This window comes from Mesorhizobium sp. M0904 (assembly GCF_040319475.1).
Taxonomy (GTDB): Bacteria; Pseudomonadota; Alphaproteobacteria; order Rhizobiales; family Rhizobiaceae; genus Mesorhizobium.
Genome location: NZ_JAMYOC010000013.1, coordinates 109,464 through 124,226, shown reverse-complemented (window position 1 = coordinate 124,226; position 14,763 = coordinate 109,464). Strand labels below are relative to the sequence as shown.

Sequence of the window (14,763 nt, the reverse complement as noted above, 5' to 3'; positions counted from 1 at the left end):
GAAAGGAGGTTCGGTGCTGGCCGCCGCCGTCCCGGAAATATTATTGGCGGTATGGGATGAAAACCAGGAGCGACATTTGTATGAGTGTGATGTTGACAACAGAAATAGCCACTGGTTCGGCCGCATCACTCGCGGACAAGAGGCGAAATCGCATGAGCATCTTCCTGGCAAAGCCCTTGATTCGCGGCAGCATCATTGCTGGTCCGCTCGTTGTGCTTTTGATCGGTTTCCTCGTCATTCCGCTGTCGTTTATCCTGTGGGGCAGCGTCGAAGGTACCAAGCTGAACTTTGCGCACTACGCGCGCACACTCTCCAACGAGACCAACCTTAAGATCCTGTTGTATACCCTGAAGATTGGGCTGATCGTGACCGTAGTGTCACTGGCCGCAGGATACCCGGTTGCGTATCTGCTCACGAAGATGAGGCCGCGCGCATTATCGATTGTGACCATATTCATTCTGATCCCGCTATTCACCGCCTTTCTTATCCGGACCTATGCTTGGATCATAATCCTTGGCCGCGAGGGGATTATCAACAACGCACTTCTCCGGCTCGGCTTTGTCAGCGAGCCACTGCCCCTCCTTAATACGACCTTCGCAGTGATCATCGGCATGACACACGTGTTCATCCCCATGGCGATCTTCACGATGTATTCGTCGATGGTGCGGATCGATCATGATTTCGCTCGTGCAGCGCAAATTCTTGGTGCGAAACCGGCGCAGGCATTCCTGCGCGTCTATTTCCCGATGTCGCTTCCGGGCGTCTTCTCCGCCGGGATCCTGATCTTCATCGTTGCGATCGGTTTCTACATCACGCCGGCCCTTCTCGGCGGGCCGAGCGACACCATGATATCGCAGCTGATAGTCACGCAGATGACGACGCTGCTGAATTTCGAACTCAGCTATGCGTCGTCGATCGTGCTCCTGCTAGTGACAATCGCCACGCTCTTCCTCGCAAGCCTCTTCATTCCGCTCGAAATGATCTGGTCTCCATCGATCGCCGACCTATCGAACCGGCCGCCTGGTGCGAGAACCCGCGCCTTAAAGGGCGCGAAACGGACTTTGGACCCGCTCCTGGTTGCTGCCGAAACTCTGGTTCATGCGATGACTAAGCCGCTTTTGACCCGCAAATCGCGCTGGCTTTGGATCTACACGATCGTCGTCCTCGTGTTTCTTACGGCGCCCCTGATCGTCATTGTCGTCCTTTCGTTCAGTTCGTCCCCTTTCGTCGTCTTTCCTCCCCCAGGCTTCTCGCTGCAGTGGTGGCAGAAGTTGGCGAACGCCACGGACTGGCAGGCATCCTTCCTCTTCTCGACTAAGCTCGGGCTCACCTCTGCGCTACTCGCGACGATCATCGGCACCATGGGCGCCTTCTGGCTGGTCCGCACTACGCTGCCAATCAAGAGGGTACTTTTCCTATTCTCGCTTTCGCCTCTCATGGTGCCGGTCGTCATCGTCGCGACGTCGCTCTACGTCTTCGAAGCGCGCATTCACCTGCTCGGCAGCTTCATTGGGCTGGTGATTGGACACGTTCTTCTGTCGGTGCCCTATGTCATTGTAGTCATGGCTGCCGCGTTGCGTGGTTTCGACCAATCGCTCGAGAGGGCTGCGGCGGTCCACGGCGCGCGTCCAACGCAGGTGCTTCGCCTAGTGACGTTGCCGATCCTCAAGCCGGCGCTGATTACCGCGGGTCTTCTCGCCTTCTTGACCTCGTTCGACGAACTGCTCGTCAGCATCTTTCTGCTTGGACGACAGACGCCAACGCTGCCGATGAAATTCTGGGGCGACATCAAGTTTCAGGTTAACCCGCTACTCAGTACCGCCTCGACCTTCATCGTCGCGCTCGTAATCGTATCGATCCTGACCGTTCAGTGGATCAGGGTACGGCATGAAAACCGCACCTCAATCAGTGCCAGAAAATGAACGATCGGAGGCAATGATGTCCACCAGCCTTGAGATGAAGAAAATCCAGAAGTGGTATGGGGCGCTCCACGTCGTGCGCGACTTCGACCTCTACGTTAAGCCGGGCGAGTTCCTGACCTTTCTTGGTCCGTCCGGTTCCGGCAAAACCACCGCGCTGAAAATGATCGCCGGCTTCGAATCGCCGAGTGGTGGCGACATGTTGCTCGGCTCGCGCTCCATCGTGGACGTGCCGCCTTATGAGCGCGGCATCGGCATGGTGTTCCAGAACTATGCGCTCTTTCCACACATGACCGTGGCCGAAAACGTCGCGTTTCCCCTTACGGTCCGAAGGGTTGGGCGCGCCGAGACGGAGGAAAAAGTCCTGCGCGCTTTGCAATTGGTCAAGATGGTCGAGTACCGCGACCGCTACCCTAATCAGCTTTCCGGGGGACAGCAGCAACGCATTGCCCTTGCACGCGCCGTCGTCTTCAATCCGAGCATCCTGCTCATGGACGAACCGCTCGGTGCTCTCGACCGCAATCTGCGCGAACACATGAAAATCGAAATCATGCGCATCCAGAACGAACTGAATATGACCGTCGTCTTCGTTACCCACGATCAGGACGAAGCGCTTACCATGTCCGACCGCGTAGCTGTCATCAATGAAGGCAGGCTCGTTCAAGTAGCCGACAGCAGGAGCCTCTACTACAGTCCGCAAGACCGCTTCGTCGCGTCGTTCGTCGGTGAGTCCAACCTACTCCCCTGCCGTGTCGACCATATCGAAAATGGCGCGGGCAAAGTGACTATCGGCGGCCTTACCTCAGGCGTCGCTCGCTTGTCCGGGCAATTGGGGGGCGAAGCGGGATGGCTCTTTGTGCGGCCGGAGCATGTTGATATTAGCCCGCGGGGCCTAGTCCCAACCACCCAGAATTTCCTCAATGGGGTCGTTGAGGATGCACTGTTTCTGGGCGAAATGACGCGATATGCGGTTCGCTGCGAACATGAAACCATTACGGTCAAACAGCAGAATCGGGGGCAGACCCAACTTGCCGACGGAACTCCAGTCACTGTATCCTGGGATGCGGAAAACTGCATCGTGTTGAACTGAAGCGGCTCGGGAGCGTTGCACGACAGCTTTTTAGAATCGCTCATCTGCTATGGGAATGCGGTCACTCCCTTTTAACTTGTTGGCATAGCGGGGAACATTATCCTTGAGGACCTGGGTACTCATCACTGTCCCCCTTCAGTCCCGGACCAGGAGAATGGCTTCGATTTCGACGGTCATTTGGTTGGGCAGTGAGCCCATGCCGACGGCCGAGCGGGCGTGCCGGCCGGCATCACCTAGCACCTCGACCAAAAGATCAGAGCAGCCGTTAATGACCTTGGGGTGTTCAGGGAAATCAGGTTCGGCATTCACCATACCAAGCAGCTTTGCTACGGAGTCGATGCGGCTGAGCTCGCCCAGAGCCGATTTCGCGACCGCCAGCAGGTTGAGCCCGGTCAGGCGTGCATCCTCATAGGCCTCCTCGATGGTAACATTGCGGCCGAGGCGGCCTGGCCGATAGCTGCCGTCGGCTCGTTTGGGCCCTTGGCCCGAGAGGTAGAGGAGATTGCCGGCAAAGCGGTAAAGTACATAATTGGCGGCCGGTACGGGAGCCTTCGGCAGCACAAGACCAAGGGAGGCGAGCTTCTCTTCAGGCGTCATCGATGGATTTTTCTCAGTTTTGTGATTTCATATTCAACGCACCAAGTACGGGCACTGCACAGGAATTCCGCCAAGCGGGGACTCTTAGTGTTGCAGAAGATCTCCGAAGGAGCCCTGCTATCAATTATCAATCGGCGTCAAGGGCCTGCTCGCGCCCGACCATAAGGCGCAAGGCAATGGCCCATGTGCCAAGCCTTCGGCTGACTGACACCGAGGGCCTCGGCCAAGATGGACGAGTTCCCTTGTCTATTGGTAGCATCAGCCAGAGGCCTGATAACCGGATCGTAAAGTGAGCTGGTAGTAAGAGCGCCGCACTGAGTGCACAATTCACTGCGGTAGTTTCCCTCGTCTATTCCCTGTCATTGATGGTGCCTCTTTGGTGTTAGGCGGGCATGATGAACCCGCGCGCAAATGGATCTGCCGGGTCGATCACGAAATGGCTGATCCCCATCATATAAGACTTGGTTCCTACCACGGGATTTATGCCCAACCCGCCTCGGCTGAGGGTGCATGCTGTAAAATGTCCTCGGAATGTCATCCCGAGCACGCTCTCCTGGATAAACAGATCACCGTCCTTCAGTTCGCCCTGAGCTGCGCGTAGCGCCATATGTGCACTGGTACCGGTTCCGGAAGGGGTGCGCCCCATACTACCTGGAGGGTACACATTCGCGACAAGATAGTGGCAGCCTGTCTCCGAACTCTGGCGCCTTACAAACGTGAAAAGATCCAACTTTGCATTACGGTCCATCTCATCGTCCTTGATGGCCAACTCTTGTCCCAGATTGCGCCAAAGTTCCTGAGCGATAGAGACTATTTGGGGTTCAGCTTCCGGCGCCAACTCAAGCCCGAGCGCGTCGGCGTCGATAAAACCATAATAAAGACCGCCGAAAGACACATCTATGGTGATCCTCCGTCTATCTTGGAGTGCTGCTTCGAAGCTACCAACGCAGTACGAGGGAACATTCCCAAAGCGCACCTCGGACACCACTCCACCGTTCACGTCGGCTTCGATATGCAACGGTCCAAGGACGCTATCGATAGTAAAGCGAGTGATCGGTTCTACGGCCTTCACGAGACCACTCTCAATGGCGGCCGTGGCGGTCGCAAACGTGCTGTCACCACAGCCGTCGAACATCCCTGATGGGTGCAGGAAAATGACTCCGAATGCAGCCTCGTCGGAAACCGGATCTGTGACAATGGATCCGAGCATATTGCGATGCCCACGCGGCTCACGGAGTAGGCTTTCATGAATCCAACTCATGTTATCGGAGTAATACGCAGCTTTCTCCCGCATAGTGGCGCCGCGTATAGATGGGTAGCCAGACAAAATCGTCCGACTTGCCTGACCGTGGTGATGATCAATCGCGAATACCTGGTTACAAATATGCATTGTATAAGCGCCCCACTGTTCAAGCCGTCATAGCAGCTCAGTGTTATTTCATATCCACGAAAGTATGACCCCGGTCGGAGTTCCCGACGTGTCGCAGATGCGCTTTCTCAGCGCTGTGGAATCATTTCAGAAATGAAACAGCCTGGAAAATATATAGTCGGCATGGGTTAATTCATTCCTGATATATGCATAGCTTGAAAATAAGCGTGGCGTGATGCGGCCTCCCATCCGGTGCGAACCTCGTGGTTCGCGGCTCCTATCGCGCTAGCCAGGGCACAGCCGGTGCCGCGGATTGCTGCCAGTCGGGGAGTATCGAAGCGCATGGGTCCTTGATTGGGACGAATGAGAATGTCTACCGAACGGGGTCCCGCAGCGTGCTCCCACTTGATCAGCAGGGCTTGCGTGCCAGCTGCCAGCAATTTCCGTCCCAGGCTCACCGCTCTCGTCTGCCGCCAGTTCCGCGTCAATAAGGAGCGCCAACTCGATGAGATTGGGGGATGAGAGAGCAAAGCGGTAACAGATCACGTTTCGTGGCGGCGATGGCGCCTGTTTCCAAACAGAGCCCGGCCTGAAGTCAGCCACCGGGTCGAGCACTGCCGACACCTGCGGAACGTCGCGCAGCACGGTGGCAACGGCAGCGATGATCTCGGCCGTTGCGAGCATGCCGATCTTGATGGCCGCCACCTTGTTGGCTTGCAACGTAACGCGCATTTGAAGGCTGACTGTATCATCGCCATTCTGCCAACGGATGGGGTGATTGGGGTCTCGGCCGACGCCGGAAGAGGGCGGCTGCTCCTGTCGTGATGTGAGAACGTGGTCGATGTGGAATCGCCACAAACATCGGGAAGGAGCAGCCATGAAGTACTTTGCCGGACTGGACGTGTCTTTGGAAGAGACCGCGATCTGCGTCGTCGATGAGAGCGGTCGCATCATGAAGGAGGCTCGAGCGGCGAGCGAGCCGCAGGCTTTGGCCGAGGCATTGCGTAAAGTCGACCTGGTGCTGGAGCGCGTCGGGCTGGAAGCCTGTTCACTGACGGCATGGCTTCACGACGGATTGCGCGCCGAAGGGCTGCCGGCGATCTGCATCGAGACGCGGGCTGCCAATGCGGCCATGAAGACGATGCCGAACAAGACCGACAGGAACGATGCCCGCGCGCTGGCGCAGATCATGCGCACCGGCTGGTACCGGCAGGTGCATGTGAAGAGCAGACAATGCCGGCTGTGGCGCTCGTTGCTGGTCGCCCGCCGGACGGTTCTCAACGAAATGCGCACGATCGAGAACGTGGTGCGTGCCATGCTGCGCGAAGCCGGCGTCAAGCTGGGCCTGCCGTCGCGGTCCGCCTTTGCCGGGCGGGTGCGCGAGCTGGTCGGCGCCGACGCCGAAGTGATGGCGATGGTCGAGCCGCTGCTTGCGATCCTCGGCGCCATGCTCAAGGAGTTCGCCCGGCTGACCAGGCAGGTTCTCGACATCGTGCGCAAGGAGGAGGTCTGCCGGCGGCTGATGTCGGCGCCCGGCGTCGGCCCGATCACGTCGCTCACCTTCCGCGCCACCATCGACCGGCCGGAGCGGTTCGGCTCCAGCCAAGCGGTTGGGGCGCATCTGGGGCTGACGCCCGCGCGCTACCAATCGGGTGAGACCGACATCCAGGGCAGGATCAGTCGCTGCGGCGACGAACTCGCCCGCACGGCCCTCTACGAGGCAGCGCATTCGCTGCTCGTACGCTCGAAGAAATGGTCGAGCCTGAGGGCATGGGGCATGAATGTCGCCAAGCGCCGTGGCATGGCGCGGGCGCGTGTGGCGGTGGCCCGTAAGCTGGCGGTCATCCTGCACCGGATTTGGGCCGACGCGACCGAATTCCGCTTTGGAAAGGAAATTGCCACCCCGGCGGCGTGAACCCGCCGCAAACATTGAAGGAGTAAGAAAGGAGCTTTCGCCCGAACGGGCGACGTCCAGATCGTTCCGTGGGGACGATGGGCGAGGCGATCTCGTTGAGAGACCCGAACCTGCCGCTAAACCCGGCAAGGTCGTGAAACAGATTGAGACACCTCGCTCTCCTGACCCCATCATGCGGCGGCCAAGGCGCCGACCGCGAAGAGAAGCGAGTGACCTGCGGAACGGCCCAGGAAAAAAGTACAGGAGCACCTTGACCTCAACCACCCCAATCAGAGAGGTCTCTCATGAGTGCTGGTCACTGAATGGTGACATATATGCGTTTGTAAGTCGGTCGGAGGCATCTGACACTGAGGCAGTAAAAGTAAGACGTCGCTCCGGAACCTTCTGCGCCGGAATGGAATACTTCAGCTTTGGAGGTGCGCGCTGTGAATACCGTCGAAAAATACATGCCCACGCAGCGTGAGCAGTCGTTTCTGGAAAAAGTGGTCAATGGCAAATACGACCGGCAGATCATCACTGGCATAGCCAAGTTCGCTAGCGGTGACGTGTCCCAGGACATGCGGGGGTTCTATTCCCAAGAAGAACTCGACCGGATCCTCGAACTGAAAGGCACCGTGAAAGATCTGGAGGCCCGGATGCCGATCAAGATTACGCGGCACTACTATGAGCAGGCGCAATACAGCCGACCCATGCAGACGCTGGTGAAAGCCAGCCCGAAAGAAACCTACGATCTCGACGGTGCCGAAGATCCGGGCAAGCAAATGACCTACAGCCCGCGCGAAGGGCTGATCCATAAGTATGAGCTTGGTCTGCTCTACGTGGCGTCCACCTGCTCCGCCCACTGCCGCTTCTGCTATCGCGAGGAACTGATCGGCCGCAAGGAGATCGCCCGCGAGGATGGGACGGTTGCTCCTAAAGGCTTGGCGCAGCTCGGAGAGATTGTCGAATACATCCGCGAACACAATAGGGCGGTGGCGGCGAATGGCGGTCGCCATCCAGAAACCGGCCGTGAGAAACTTCGCGAGATCCTGATGTCAGGCGGCGATCCCATGGTTCTGGGCAACAAGAACATCGCTGCATGGTTGGCCGGGCTCACGGAAGCCGGTGTCGAGAATATCCGCATCGGGACCAAGGAATTGGCTTTCCATCCGCAGCGGTTCGACCAGACTTTCTTTGCGATGCTCGACGCCTTCCATGAGGCCTATCCGGACGTCAGCCTGCGAATGATGGTGCACTTCAACCATCCTGACGAGTTTCTCCGCAAGACACCGGATGGCGGTTATCTCGACAATCGTGGTGGTGGGCTCGAATGGATTGCTGACACGCGGGTTGCGGTCAAGGAACTCGCCCGGCGCGACTGGATCACCATCCACAATCAGTCGCCGATCATCCGCGATATCAACGACGATGCCGAAGCGCTGCGGATTATGCAGCGCGAGATGGTTCGAAACGGCATCAACAACCATTACTTCTTCTGTGGTCGCGACATAGTCGGGCACAAGGCGTTCAATGTCCCGATCGAGCGTGCATGGCAGATTCTGAACGAATCGCAGAAGGGCCTGTCGGGCGTCGAGGCCCATGCGCGGCTTTCGATCACTCACTACAAGGGCAAGACCGAAGTGGCTGCGGTCACCAACGAGCCCGTGCCGGGTGTCCCTGGCGGTGAAAAAGGCGTCGTGATCTTCAAGCTGTTGCGTTCGGCTGCTGATGCCCACGACCGGTGCAAGGTGACCATCGTCGGCCGAAACCCGGACGCTATCTGGTTCAACGGCTATGATGATCGCGTCATCTTCGACGAGGCTGGCCTCTATTCCATGTATGGGATCAACCCCGCATTCCTGCAGGCGGCGGAGTAGCTGCGCGGACAAGATATCCGGGATTTCCAAACGGATGGGGACCAGACATGACCTATGTCGTCACCGAGAACTGTATCAAGTGCAAATTTACCGACTGCGTCGATGTGTGCCCGGTCGATTGCTTTTACGAGGGGCCGAACTTTCTCGTTATTCACCCTGACGAATGCATTGATTGCGATGCCTGTACACCAGTGTGTCCGGCAAAAGCGATCTATCGGGATACGGACCTGCCGGCGGATATGAAGCACTTTTTGGAGCTCAACGAAGAGCTTTCGCGATTGTGGCCCAACATAACTGATTCCAAGGAACCACTTCCCGACGCAGCGGCCTGGGATGGGGTGCAAGGCAAGTTCAGCCATTTGGACCGCTAGCTGCTATCGGGAGATGCCTTGTGGACGCGAATTTGCATACGGATATTTCGAAAAGCGCAGCCCTGTTTGAGCGCGCCAAGTCCATTTTGCCGGGCGGATGCAGCCGAAACACGATTTTGCGCAAGCCGCATCCGATCTACGCCGAGAGGGGGCAGGGGTGCTACGTCTATGATGTGGAGGGCGTCCGTCGCACCGACTTTGCGAATAATATTGCCTCGCTGATTCACGGGCATGCACATCCGGCGATCACTGCTGCTGTCAGCGAACAGCTGCAGAAAGGAACCGCGTTTACGCTCGGCACCGAAGTCGAGATCGATTATGCCGAGTATATTCGCAGCCGCAATCCTGCCTTTGAGCGAATCCGCTTCGTCAATTCGGGAACCGAAGCGGTCATGGCGAGCCTCAAGGCTGCCCGGGCATTCACCCGGCGGCCCAAGATCGCAAAGGTCGAAGGGGCGTATCACGGCCTCTACGACTACGCCGAGGCAAGCCAGACAGCCAAGCCGGACAATTGGGGACAGCCGGAGCGCCCGTCTAGCGTTGCAGTGTCGCGCGGGACGCCTCAGCGCTTACTCGACGATGTCGTTGTGATCCCATTCAACGATGTGCAACGCGCGCTCCAAATACTCGACGAACATCGCGACCAATTGGCGTGCGTGCTGGTCGACCTGCTTCCTCATCGCATAGGAGTAGTACAAGCGGCCGAAGATTTCATTCAAGCGCTGAGACGCTGGACCGAGCATAACGGGGCGCTCTTGATCTTCGACGAAGTGATCACTTTCCGGTCCAAATTTGGAGGGGCGCAGCAATGGTATGATGTCCAGCCGGACATCACGGCCTTAGGCAAGATGATAGGGGGCGGCTTTCCCGTCGGGGCCATTGCCGGTAGTACTGAGGTGATGGAAGTCCTGAACCCCCTCAATGGTCCGGCGCCTTTCCCGCTTTCTGGCACTTTCTCGGCAAACCCAATCACGATGATCGCCGGCCATACGGCGATGAAGTTGTACGACCGGGAAGCTGTTGACAGGCTCAACGCACTGGGCGACCGCGCACGCGGCTCGATCGGCGAGGCTATCAAGACTGCCGACGTGCCTGCTTGTGTTACCGGCAGAGGCTCGATGTTTCGTATCCACCTATCCGCGGACGCGCCTGAGAACTACCGGCAAGCTTACCTGTCGCCGGAGAAAGCTGCACTTCTTTCATCATTCGTCGGACATCTCTTCGACGGCGGCCTGCTCATGGTCGAAACGGGTACTGGTTTCCTGTCAACGGCAATGTCTGAGCATGACATCGATGACATGGCGGCTGTGGTTCTCATCGCTCTACGAAAGATGAAGCCTCATTCGTAACACGCCTCTGGGGCGCGGAATGTGGAGGCAACGTGCGGCTGGAAGGTCAAGGTCGCTGACCGTCACGCCGCTGCTAAGTGGGGTCTGAGCCTACAACCTTAGCGACCTTATAGCAGCGAGGCGGAAACGAAGGGCCTGACCATGGTTGAAACCGCCAATATAGGCTTGCCCGCACCAGACCTCGACTACGACGCAGTCTCATCGGAAGGAAAGGCATCATCTGAGAGCACGCTCAGGCTCAACATCCTTGTTCTGCCAGGGTTCTCGCAGCTTAGCCTTTCTTCGTTCGTAGAACCGTTTTATCAAGCGAATTGCAGCGCCGGCGAAAAGTTATTTGGCTGGCGAATCATCGGCACAGATATGTCCCCCGTGCTGAGCTCGAGCGGCATCGCAATTTCGCCCGACATCGACATCAATTGCTACAGAAACAACGATGACGATTCACCGATTGTAATAATCGGTGGAGAGCGCATCGAAGAGCAAAAATCACGTCTGCTCTCCGCTCTCTTGCGCTCGAAAAGTCGCCGCAAATTGCCAATCTGTGCGATTGGAACCGCTGCTTGGTTGCTGGCTGACGCAGGGATCTTACATGGCAGCATGCGATGCACGATTCATTGGTCGAAACTTGCAGCTTTAGGGGAAAAGTTCTCGGACTTGGTCACCGAAGATTGCCTCTTTGTCCAGCATGCCTCCGTTACAACTTGCGCCGGTGAGTTCGCAGCGTTCGATCTTGCAGCTGAAATGATCCGCCTTCGGCACGGAGAGGACCTGGCCCGGCGAGTTTGTGGTCAGTTGAGTGCGGACAGATTTCGTACAGGTAACCATTGCCAATCGGTGCCGCTTGGAGTGCGCTATAGCGGTGCCGTCGAAAAGCTCATTCGCGTGATCAGGCTGATGGAGGGGCATGTAGAGGATCCGTTGCCACTCAAGAAAATCGCTCACTCAGTGAGTTTATCGCGCCGCCAAATCGAGCGTCTATTCTCAAAGCATCTGAAAACTACCCCGATGACTTATTACTCTCAGGTTAGGCTCAAAAAGGCGCGGCAGCTTCTCGAGACGACAGACATGTCGGTCATCGAGGTGGCAATAGCCTGCGGATATGTTTCATCTTCGCATTTTTCGAAAGCCTTCAAAGATCATTTCGGAAGGCTGCCAAGTCATGTTCGTCCCTGGGCATGCTCGGTCGTGTCGAGATAGGCATCCTAAATGCAGCGCAGTCTTAGGTGAATTGTGAGAAGCTATGCTGGTGGCCGGTGGGCGCGTTTGGCCGCCGCCATCAGCCAGCGTGTAAAAGCGTTTACCTGTGGATTGACGTCGCCAGCCGCGCTGACAACAAAATAGCTGTTATGCGTCTTTAAGGCCATGTCGCTTAGCGGGATCAGAATTCCCCCCTCGAGCTCAGTTTCGATCAGATACTTGGGTAGAAGCGCGGCGCCAAGGGAGGCCACGGCAGCCGAGATGATCATGGAAAACTGATCGAAATGCCGGCCGGTCAGCAGCCGCTTGTCGCGGATGTTGTTCATGGCAAACCAGTCAATCCATGCGCTCTCGCGGGTAATGAGGTGCAGCAGCGGAGCCTCCGCGAGACGCGCCGGCTCGGTGGCCATGCGCGTGTCGCGGAATTTGGGAGATGCTACCGGCAGCATTTCCTCATCAAACAGCTTGGTCATACGGGCGTCTGGCCAGTCGGCCCTTCCAAAATGGATGGCGACATCGAAGCGTTCTCGGGTGAGATCGAACGGTACGGTGCGGGTTTCCAGCCTGATTTCGATATTGGGATGATCGCCCAGGAACGTCGCTAGTCTGGGGATCAGCCAACGACTGGCAAATGTTGGCAGTATGCCGATGCGCAACGTCGACATTCGCTCGCCGACTGCAATCGCCCGCACCACCGATTGCTTGAGGTTCTCGAGATCGATCGCCAGGTCCGCCGCAAACCGCCTGCCAGCCTCGGTTAATACGACCCGTCGTCCAACCCGCCTGAACAATGTCGCGCCCATCATGTCTTCAAGCTCTTTGACTTGTCGGCTGACTGCGCTTTGCGTGAGATGAAGCTCCTCGGCCGCCTGTGTAAAGCTTTCGTGACGCGCAGCGCATTCAAAGCTGCGCAACAGGGCATAGGAGGGGAGATTGTGGTGACCCACCGAATGCAAACCCTACCACCTTCTGTGAGCGGAACTCATGCTTCGTATCTAGTACGTTCATCCAGTTCATTTCAACAGCTCTCGGCAGCTGTTGGCTGCTTGGGTCGCCGGCGCCGCCGCACGGCACCAGTCCGGTGCCTATCGCTGGAATCGCGTCGAAAGGATGATCGACGACTGGGTTTTTTCGACACCCTCGACGTCACCAATCACGTCGATAGTCTTGTCAAGCTCGCTGATCGATGGCGCGGCAACGTCGGCGATCAGGTCGAAGCCCCCGCTGACCGAATGGACGGACATGACTTCCGGAAGAGCACGAAGCGCGCGAACGACCGCGCCGAGCGCCTTGGACTTGAGGACAATCATGACATGAGCTCGAACCAGGCCGTGCTCGTAAGTGTCTGACAGCCGCACGCCATATCCGGCGATGACCCCCTCCTGTTCAAGGCGGTCCAACCGAGTCTGAACGGTTGTTCGTGAGAGGTCCAGCTTGCGGGCAAGCACGGCGATGGGCGTGCGCGCGTCTTCGGCAAGCAGCATCAGAAGTTGGCGATCTTTTGCCGAGACCTGCATTTTGTCAAACTGTCCCTGCGATATGCCCAAAATGAATAGGAGTTTTATGAAATTCATCGCTGCAAATCAACCGCGCGACCTGAGAGACATGACGCGCTCGGACCTAAGTCGTGTTGCAGGAGGAAACAATGAAAGACGTCGTCGTCATCGGATCAGGAAAGATCGGATCCACGATCGCTCGGTTGCTCGCGGATACCGGGGACTATCATGTGACAGTCGTTGACCGAAGCGCGGATCAACTGGCGGAAATTGAAAGTGGTCCCGCCCTTTCGACGGCAATCCTCGATATCACCGACGAAGCAGCTTTGTCGGCCCAGTTGACCGGCAAATTTGCTGTGCTAAGCGCGGCGCCCTTCCAGCTTACAGTTTTCATCGCCACTGCCGCTGCCAAAGCTGGGGTGCATTATCTGGACCTCACGGAGGATGTAGAATCTACTCGGCAGGTGAAACAGATCGCCAAGACAGCCAAGACAGCGTTTATTCCACAATGCGGTCTGGCGCCCGGTTTCATCTCCATCGTGGCGAGCGACCTTGCCCGCAAGTTCGACAGCCTCGACAGCGTGCGGCTGCGCGTTGGCGCACTCCCGCAGTTTCCGAGCAACGCCTTGAACTACAACCTCACCTGGAGCACGGACGGGGTCATCAACGAGTACATCCAGCCCTGCGAGGCCGTCGTCAACGGCGAGTTAATTGAAGTGCCGGCACTGGAGGAGCGGGAAGAATTCTCGCTCGACGGCGTAACCTATGAGGCCTTCAACACCTCCGGCGGATTGGGGACGCTGTGCGAAACGCTGAAGGGCAAGGTCAATACGCTCAACTATCGAACCATCCGCTATCCTGGCCACGCCGCGATCATGAAGGCGCTTTTGCACGACTTGGGGCTACGGCACCGCCGCGAGGTATTGAAGGATATACTCGAAAACGCCCTGCCGACGACGTTACAGGACGTCGTGATCGTGTTTGTCACGGTTTCCGGGCGCAGAAGCGGCCGCCTGATCCAAGAGACCTATGCGAACAAGATCTACAGCACGCAGATTGGCGGCCGCACCACGAGCGCGATCCAGGTTACGACCGCTTCCAGCATCTGCGCGGTACTCGATCTGCTTGCTGATGGCGATATTCCGGCCTCCGGCTTCGTTCGCCAGGAAGACATTGCCCTCGATGCATTTTTGCGAAACCGCTTCGGCGTCTATTACCGCCAGGGAGAACCGGTGAAGGGCTATGGTGTTACTGTCGCCGCATGACCAGGCGTCTCCCCCTTCCTTCCTTGTCGGTCGGCGGAAGTTCCACGCTTAGACCTCGCCTTAACCCCAGGCGGGGGGCCTGGTGTTCACGGCGAAATTGCTCCGGGCTCAAGCTGTCAAATCGACGCGTGAACGCGGTGCAACATGTAGATTAATCTGAAGTTGCGTGACGCTGTCGATCGAGCCGTCTCAATTTGTATTCATTCCAATTCGGAATGAACTTCTGAATAGATGTCGATATCGAAGCCGGCAGAAGGATGGTTTGATCGCATCCAGATCCCTCGAGCAGTCGCAAGCGTCGGCTGCTTCTTTCTCCGGTTGGCATTCAGGAGGTCCGTA

At 57.5% G+C, this 14,763-nt stretch carries 12 protein-coding genes and 2 pseudogenes; 8 read left to right on the top strand and 6 right to left on the bottom strand.

What is annotated here, in order from left to right:
* Positions 1-152: 152 nt before the first annotated feature.
* Both NKH80_RS15800 and NKH80_RS15795 read left to right on the top strand, forming a co-directional pair.
* Positions 153-1,922 carry an ABC transporter permease subunit gene (locus NKH80_RS15800; protein ID WP_352992391.1) on the top strand — a complete coding sequence of 590 codons (1,770 nt, stop codon included), beginning with the start codon at positions 153-155 and terminating at the stop codon, positions 1,920-1,922.
* Positions 1,888-3,009: an ABC transporter ATP-binding protein gene (locus tag NKH80_RS15795; RefSeq protein WP_352992389.1), complete on the top strand. Its 1,122-nt coding sequence runs from the start codon at positions 1,888-1,890 to the stop codon at positions 3,007-3,009. The genes NKH80_RS15800 and NKH80_RS15795 overlap by 35 nt, the downstream gene beginning before the upstream one ends.
* 135 nt (positions 3,010-3,144) lie before the next feature.
* On the opposite strand, the gene NKH80_RS15790 is transcribed toward NKH80_RS15795, so the two are convergent.
* The 4 genes and pseudogenes from NKH80_RS15790 to NKH80_RS15780 all read right to left on the bottom strand — a co-directional run bounded on the left by NKH80_RS15790 (position 3,145) and on the right by NKH80_RS15780 (position 5,854).
* On the bottom strand, positions 3,145-3,606 hold the full coding sequence (locus NKH80_RS15790) for a RidA family protein (RefSeq protein WP_352992387.1): 462 nt from the start codon (positions 3,604-3,606) through the stop codon (positions 3,145-3,147).
* Positions 3,607-3,742: 136 nt separating this feature from the next.
* Positions 3,743-3,883, bottom strand: a pseudogene (locus tag NKH80_RS30110) (IS1595 family transposase); the annotation flags it as partial.
* 105 nt (positions 3,884-3,988) lie between these two features.
* Complete coding sequence (locus NKH80_RS15785) at positions 3,989-4,996, bottom strand: proline racemase family protein (RefSeq protein ID WP_352992385.1); 1,008 nt, start codon at positions 4,994-4,996, stop codon at positions 3,989-3,991.
* Between the two features lie 167 nt (positions 4,997-5,163).
* Positions 5,164-5,854 (bottom strand): annotated as a pseudogene (locus tag NKH80_RS15780) (bifunctional hydroxymethylpyrimidine kinase/phosphomethylpyrimidine kinase).
* Between NKH80_RS15780 and NKH80_RS15775 the strand changes: the two are divergent.
* From NKH80_RS15775 to NKH80_RS15755, 5 genes are all read left to right on the top strand, one after another.
* Entirely contained in the window at positions 5,853-6,890 is a 1,038-nt protein-coding gene (locus tag NKH80_RS15775) for an IS110 family RNA-guided transposase (protein WP_352907941.1), read from the top strand. The pseudogene NKH80_RS15780 and the gene NKH80_RS15775 overlap by 2 nt on opposite strands.
* A gap of 425 nt (positions 6,891-7,315) precedes the next feature.
* Entirely contained in the window at positions 7,316-8,746 is a 1,431-nt protein-coding gene (locus tag NKH80_RS15770) for a KamA family radical SAM protein (RefSeq protein WP_352992382.1), read from the top strand.
* Between the two features lie 47 nt (positions 8,747-8,793).
* Positions 8,794-9,117: a ferredoxin FdxA gene (gene fdxA, locus NKH80_RS15765; RefSeq protein ID WP_352992380.1), complete on the top strand. Its 324-nt coding sequence runs from the start codon at positions 8,794-8,796 to the stop codon at positions 9,115-9,117.
* Positions 9,118-9,137: 20 nt separating this feature from the next.
* Positions 9,138-10,466: an aspartate aminotransferase family protein gene (locus NKH80_RS15760; protein WP_352992378.1), complete on the top strand. Its 1,329-nt coding sequence runs from the start codon at positions 9,138-9,140 to the stop codon at positions 10,464-10,466.
* Positions 10,467-10,607: 141 nt separating this feature from the next.
* On the top strand, positions 10,608-11,663 hold the full coding sequence (locus tag NKH80_RS15755; protein WP_352992376.1) for a GlxA family transcriptional regulator: 1,056 nt from the start codon (positions 10,608-10,610) through the stop codon (positions 11,661-11,663).
* Positions 11,664-11,704: 41 nt separating this feature from the next.
* Here the strand turns inward: NKH80_RS15755 and NKH80_RS15750 are convergent, their stop codons facing one another.
* Positions 11,705-12,610 carry a LysR substrate-binding domain-containing protein gene (locus tag NKH80_RS15750; RefSeq protein WP_352992374.1) on the bottom strand — a complete coding sequence of 302 codons (906 nt, stop codon included), beginning with the start codon at positions 12,608-12,610 and terminating at the stop codon, positions 11,705-11,707.
* Between the two features lie 138 nt (positions 12,611-12,748).
* Positions 12,749-13,180, bottom strand: a complete 432-nt coding sequence (locus NKH80_RS15745; protein WP_031194117.1) for an Lrp/AsnC family transcriptional regulator — start codon at positions 13,178-13,180, stop codon at positions 12,749-12,751.
* A 128-nt stretch (positions 13,181-13,308) separates the two neighbouring features.
* On the opposite strand from NKH80_RS15745, the gene NKH80_RS15740 reads away from it, so the two are divergent.
* Positions 13,309-14,424, top strand: a complete 1,116-nt coding sequence (locus NKH80_RS15740) for a saccharopine dehydrogenase family protein (RefSeq protein ID WP_352992372.1) — start codon at positions 13,309-13,311, stop codon at positions 14,422-14,424.
* Positions 14,425-14,763: the final 339 nt, after the last annotated feature.

Coding starts and splice junctions, on each gene's coding strand:
- NKH80_RS15800 (WP_352992391.1), top strand. CDS start 153: ATGAGCATCTTCCTGGCAAAGCCCTTGATTCGCGGCAGCATCATTGCT.
- NKH80_RS15795 (WP_352992389.1), top strand. CDS start 1,888: ATGAAAACCGCACCTCAATCAGTGCCAGAAAATGAACGATCGGAGGCA.
- NKH80_RS15790 (WP_352992387.1), bottom strand. CDS start 3,606: ATGACGCCTGAAGAGAAGCTCGCCTCCCTTGGTCTTGTGCTGCCGAAG.
- NKH80_RS15785 (WP_352992385.1), bottom strand. CDS start 4,996: ATGCATATTTGTAACCAGGTATTCGCGATTGATCATCACCACGGTCAG.
- NKH80_RS15775 (WP_352907941.1), top strand. CDS start 5,853: ATGAAGTACTTTGCCGGACTGGACGTGTCTTTGGAAGAGACCGCGATC.
- fdxA (WP_352992380.1), top strand. CDS start 8,794: ATGACCTATGTCGTCACCGAGAACTGTATCAAGTGCAAATTTACCGAC.
- NKH80_RS15755 (WP_352992376.1), top strand. CDS start 10,608: ATGGTTGAAACCGCCAATATAGGCTTGCCCGCACCAGACCTCGACTAC.
- NKH80_RS15745 (WP_031194117.1), bottom strand. CDS start 13,180: ATGCAGGTCTCGGCAAAAGATCGCCAACTTCTGATGCTGCTTGCCGAA.
- NKH80_RS15740 (WP_352992372.1), top strand. CDS start 13,309: ATGAAAGACGTCGTCGTCATCGGATCAGGAAAGATCGGATCCACGATC.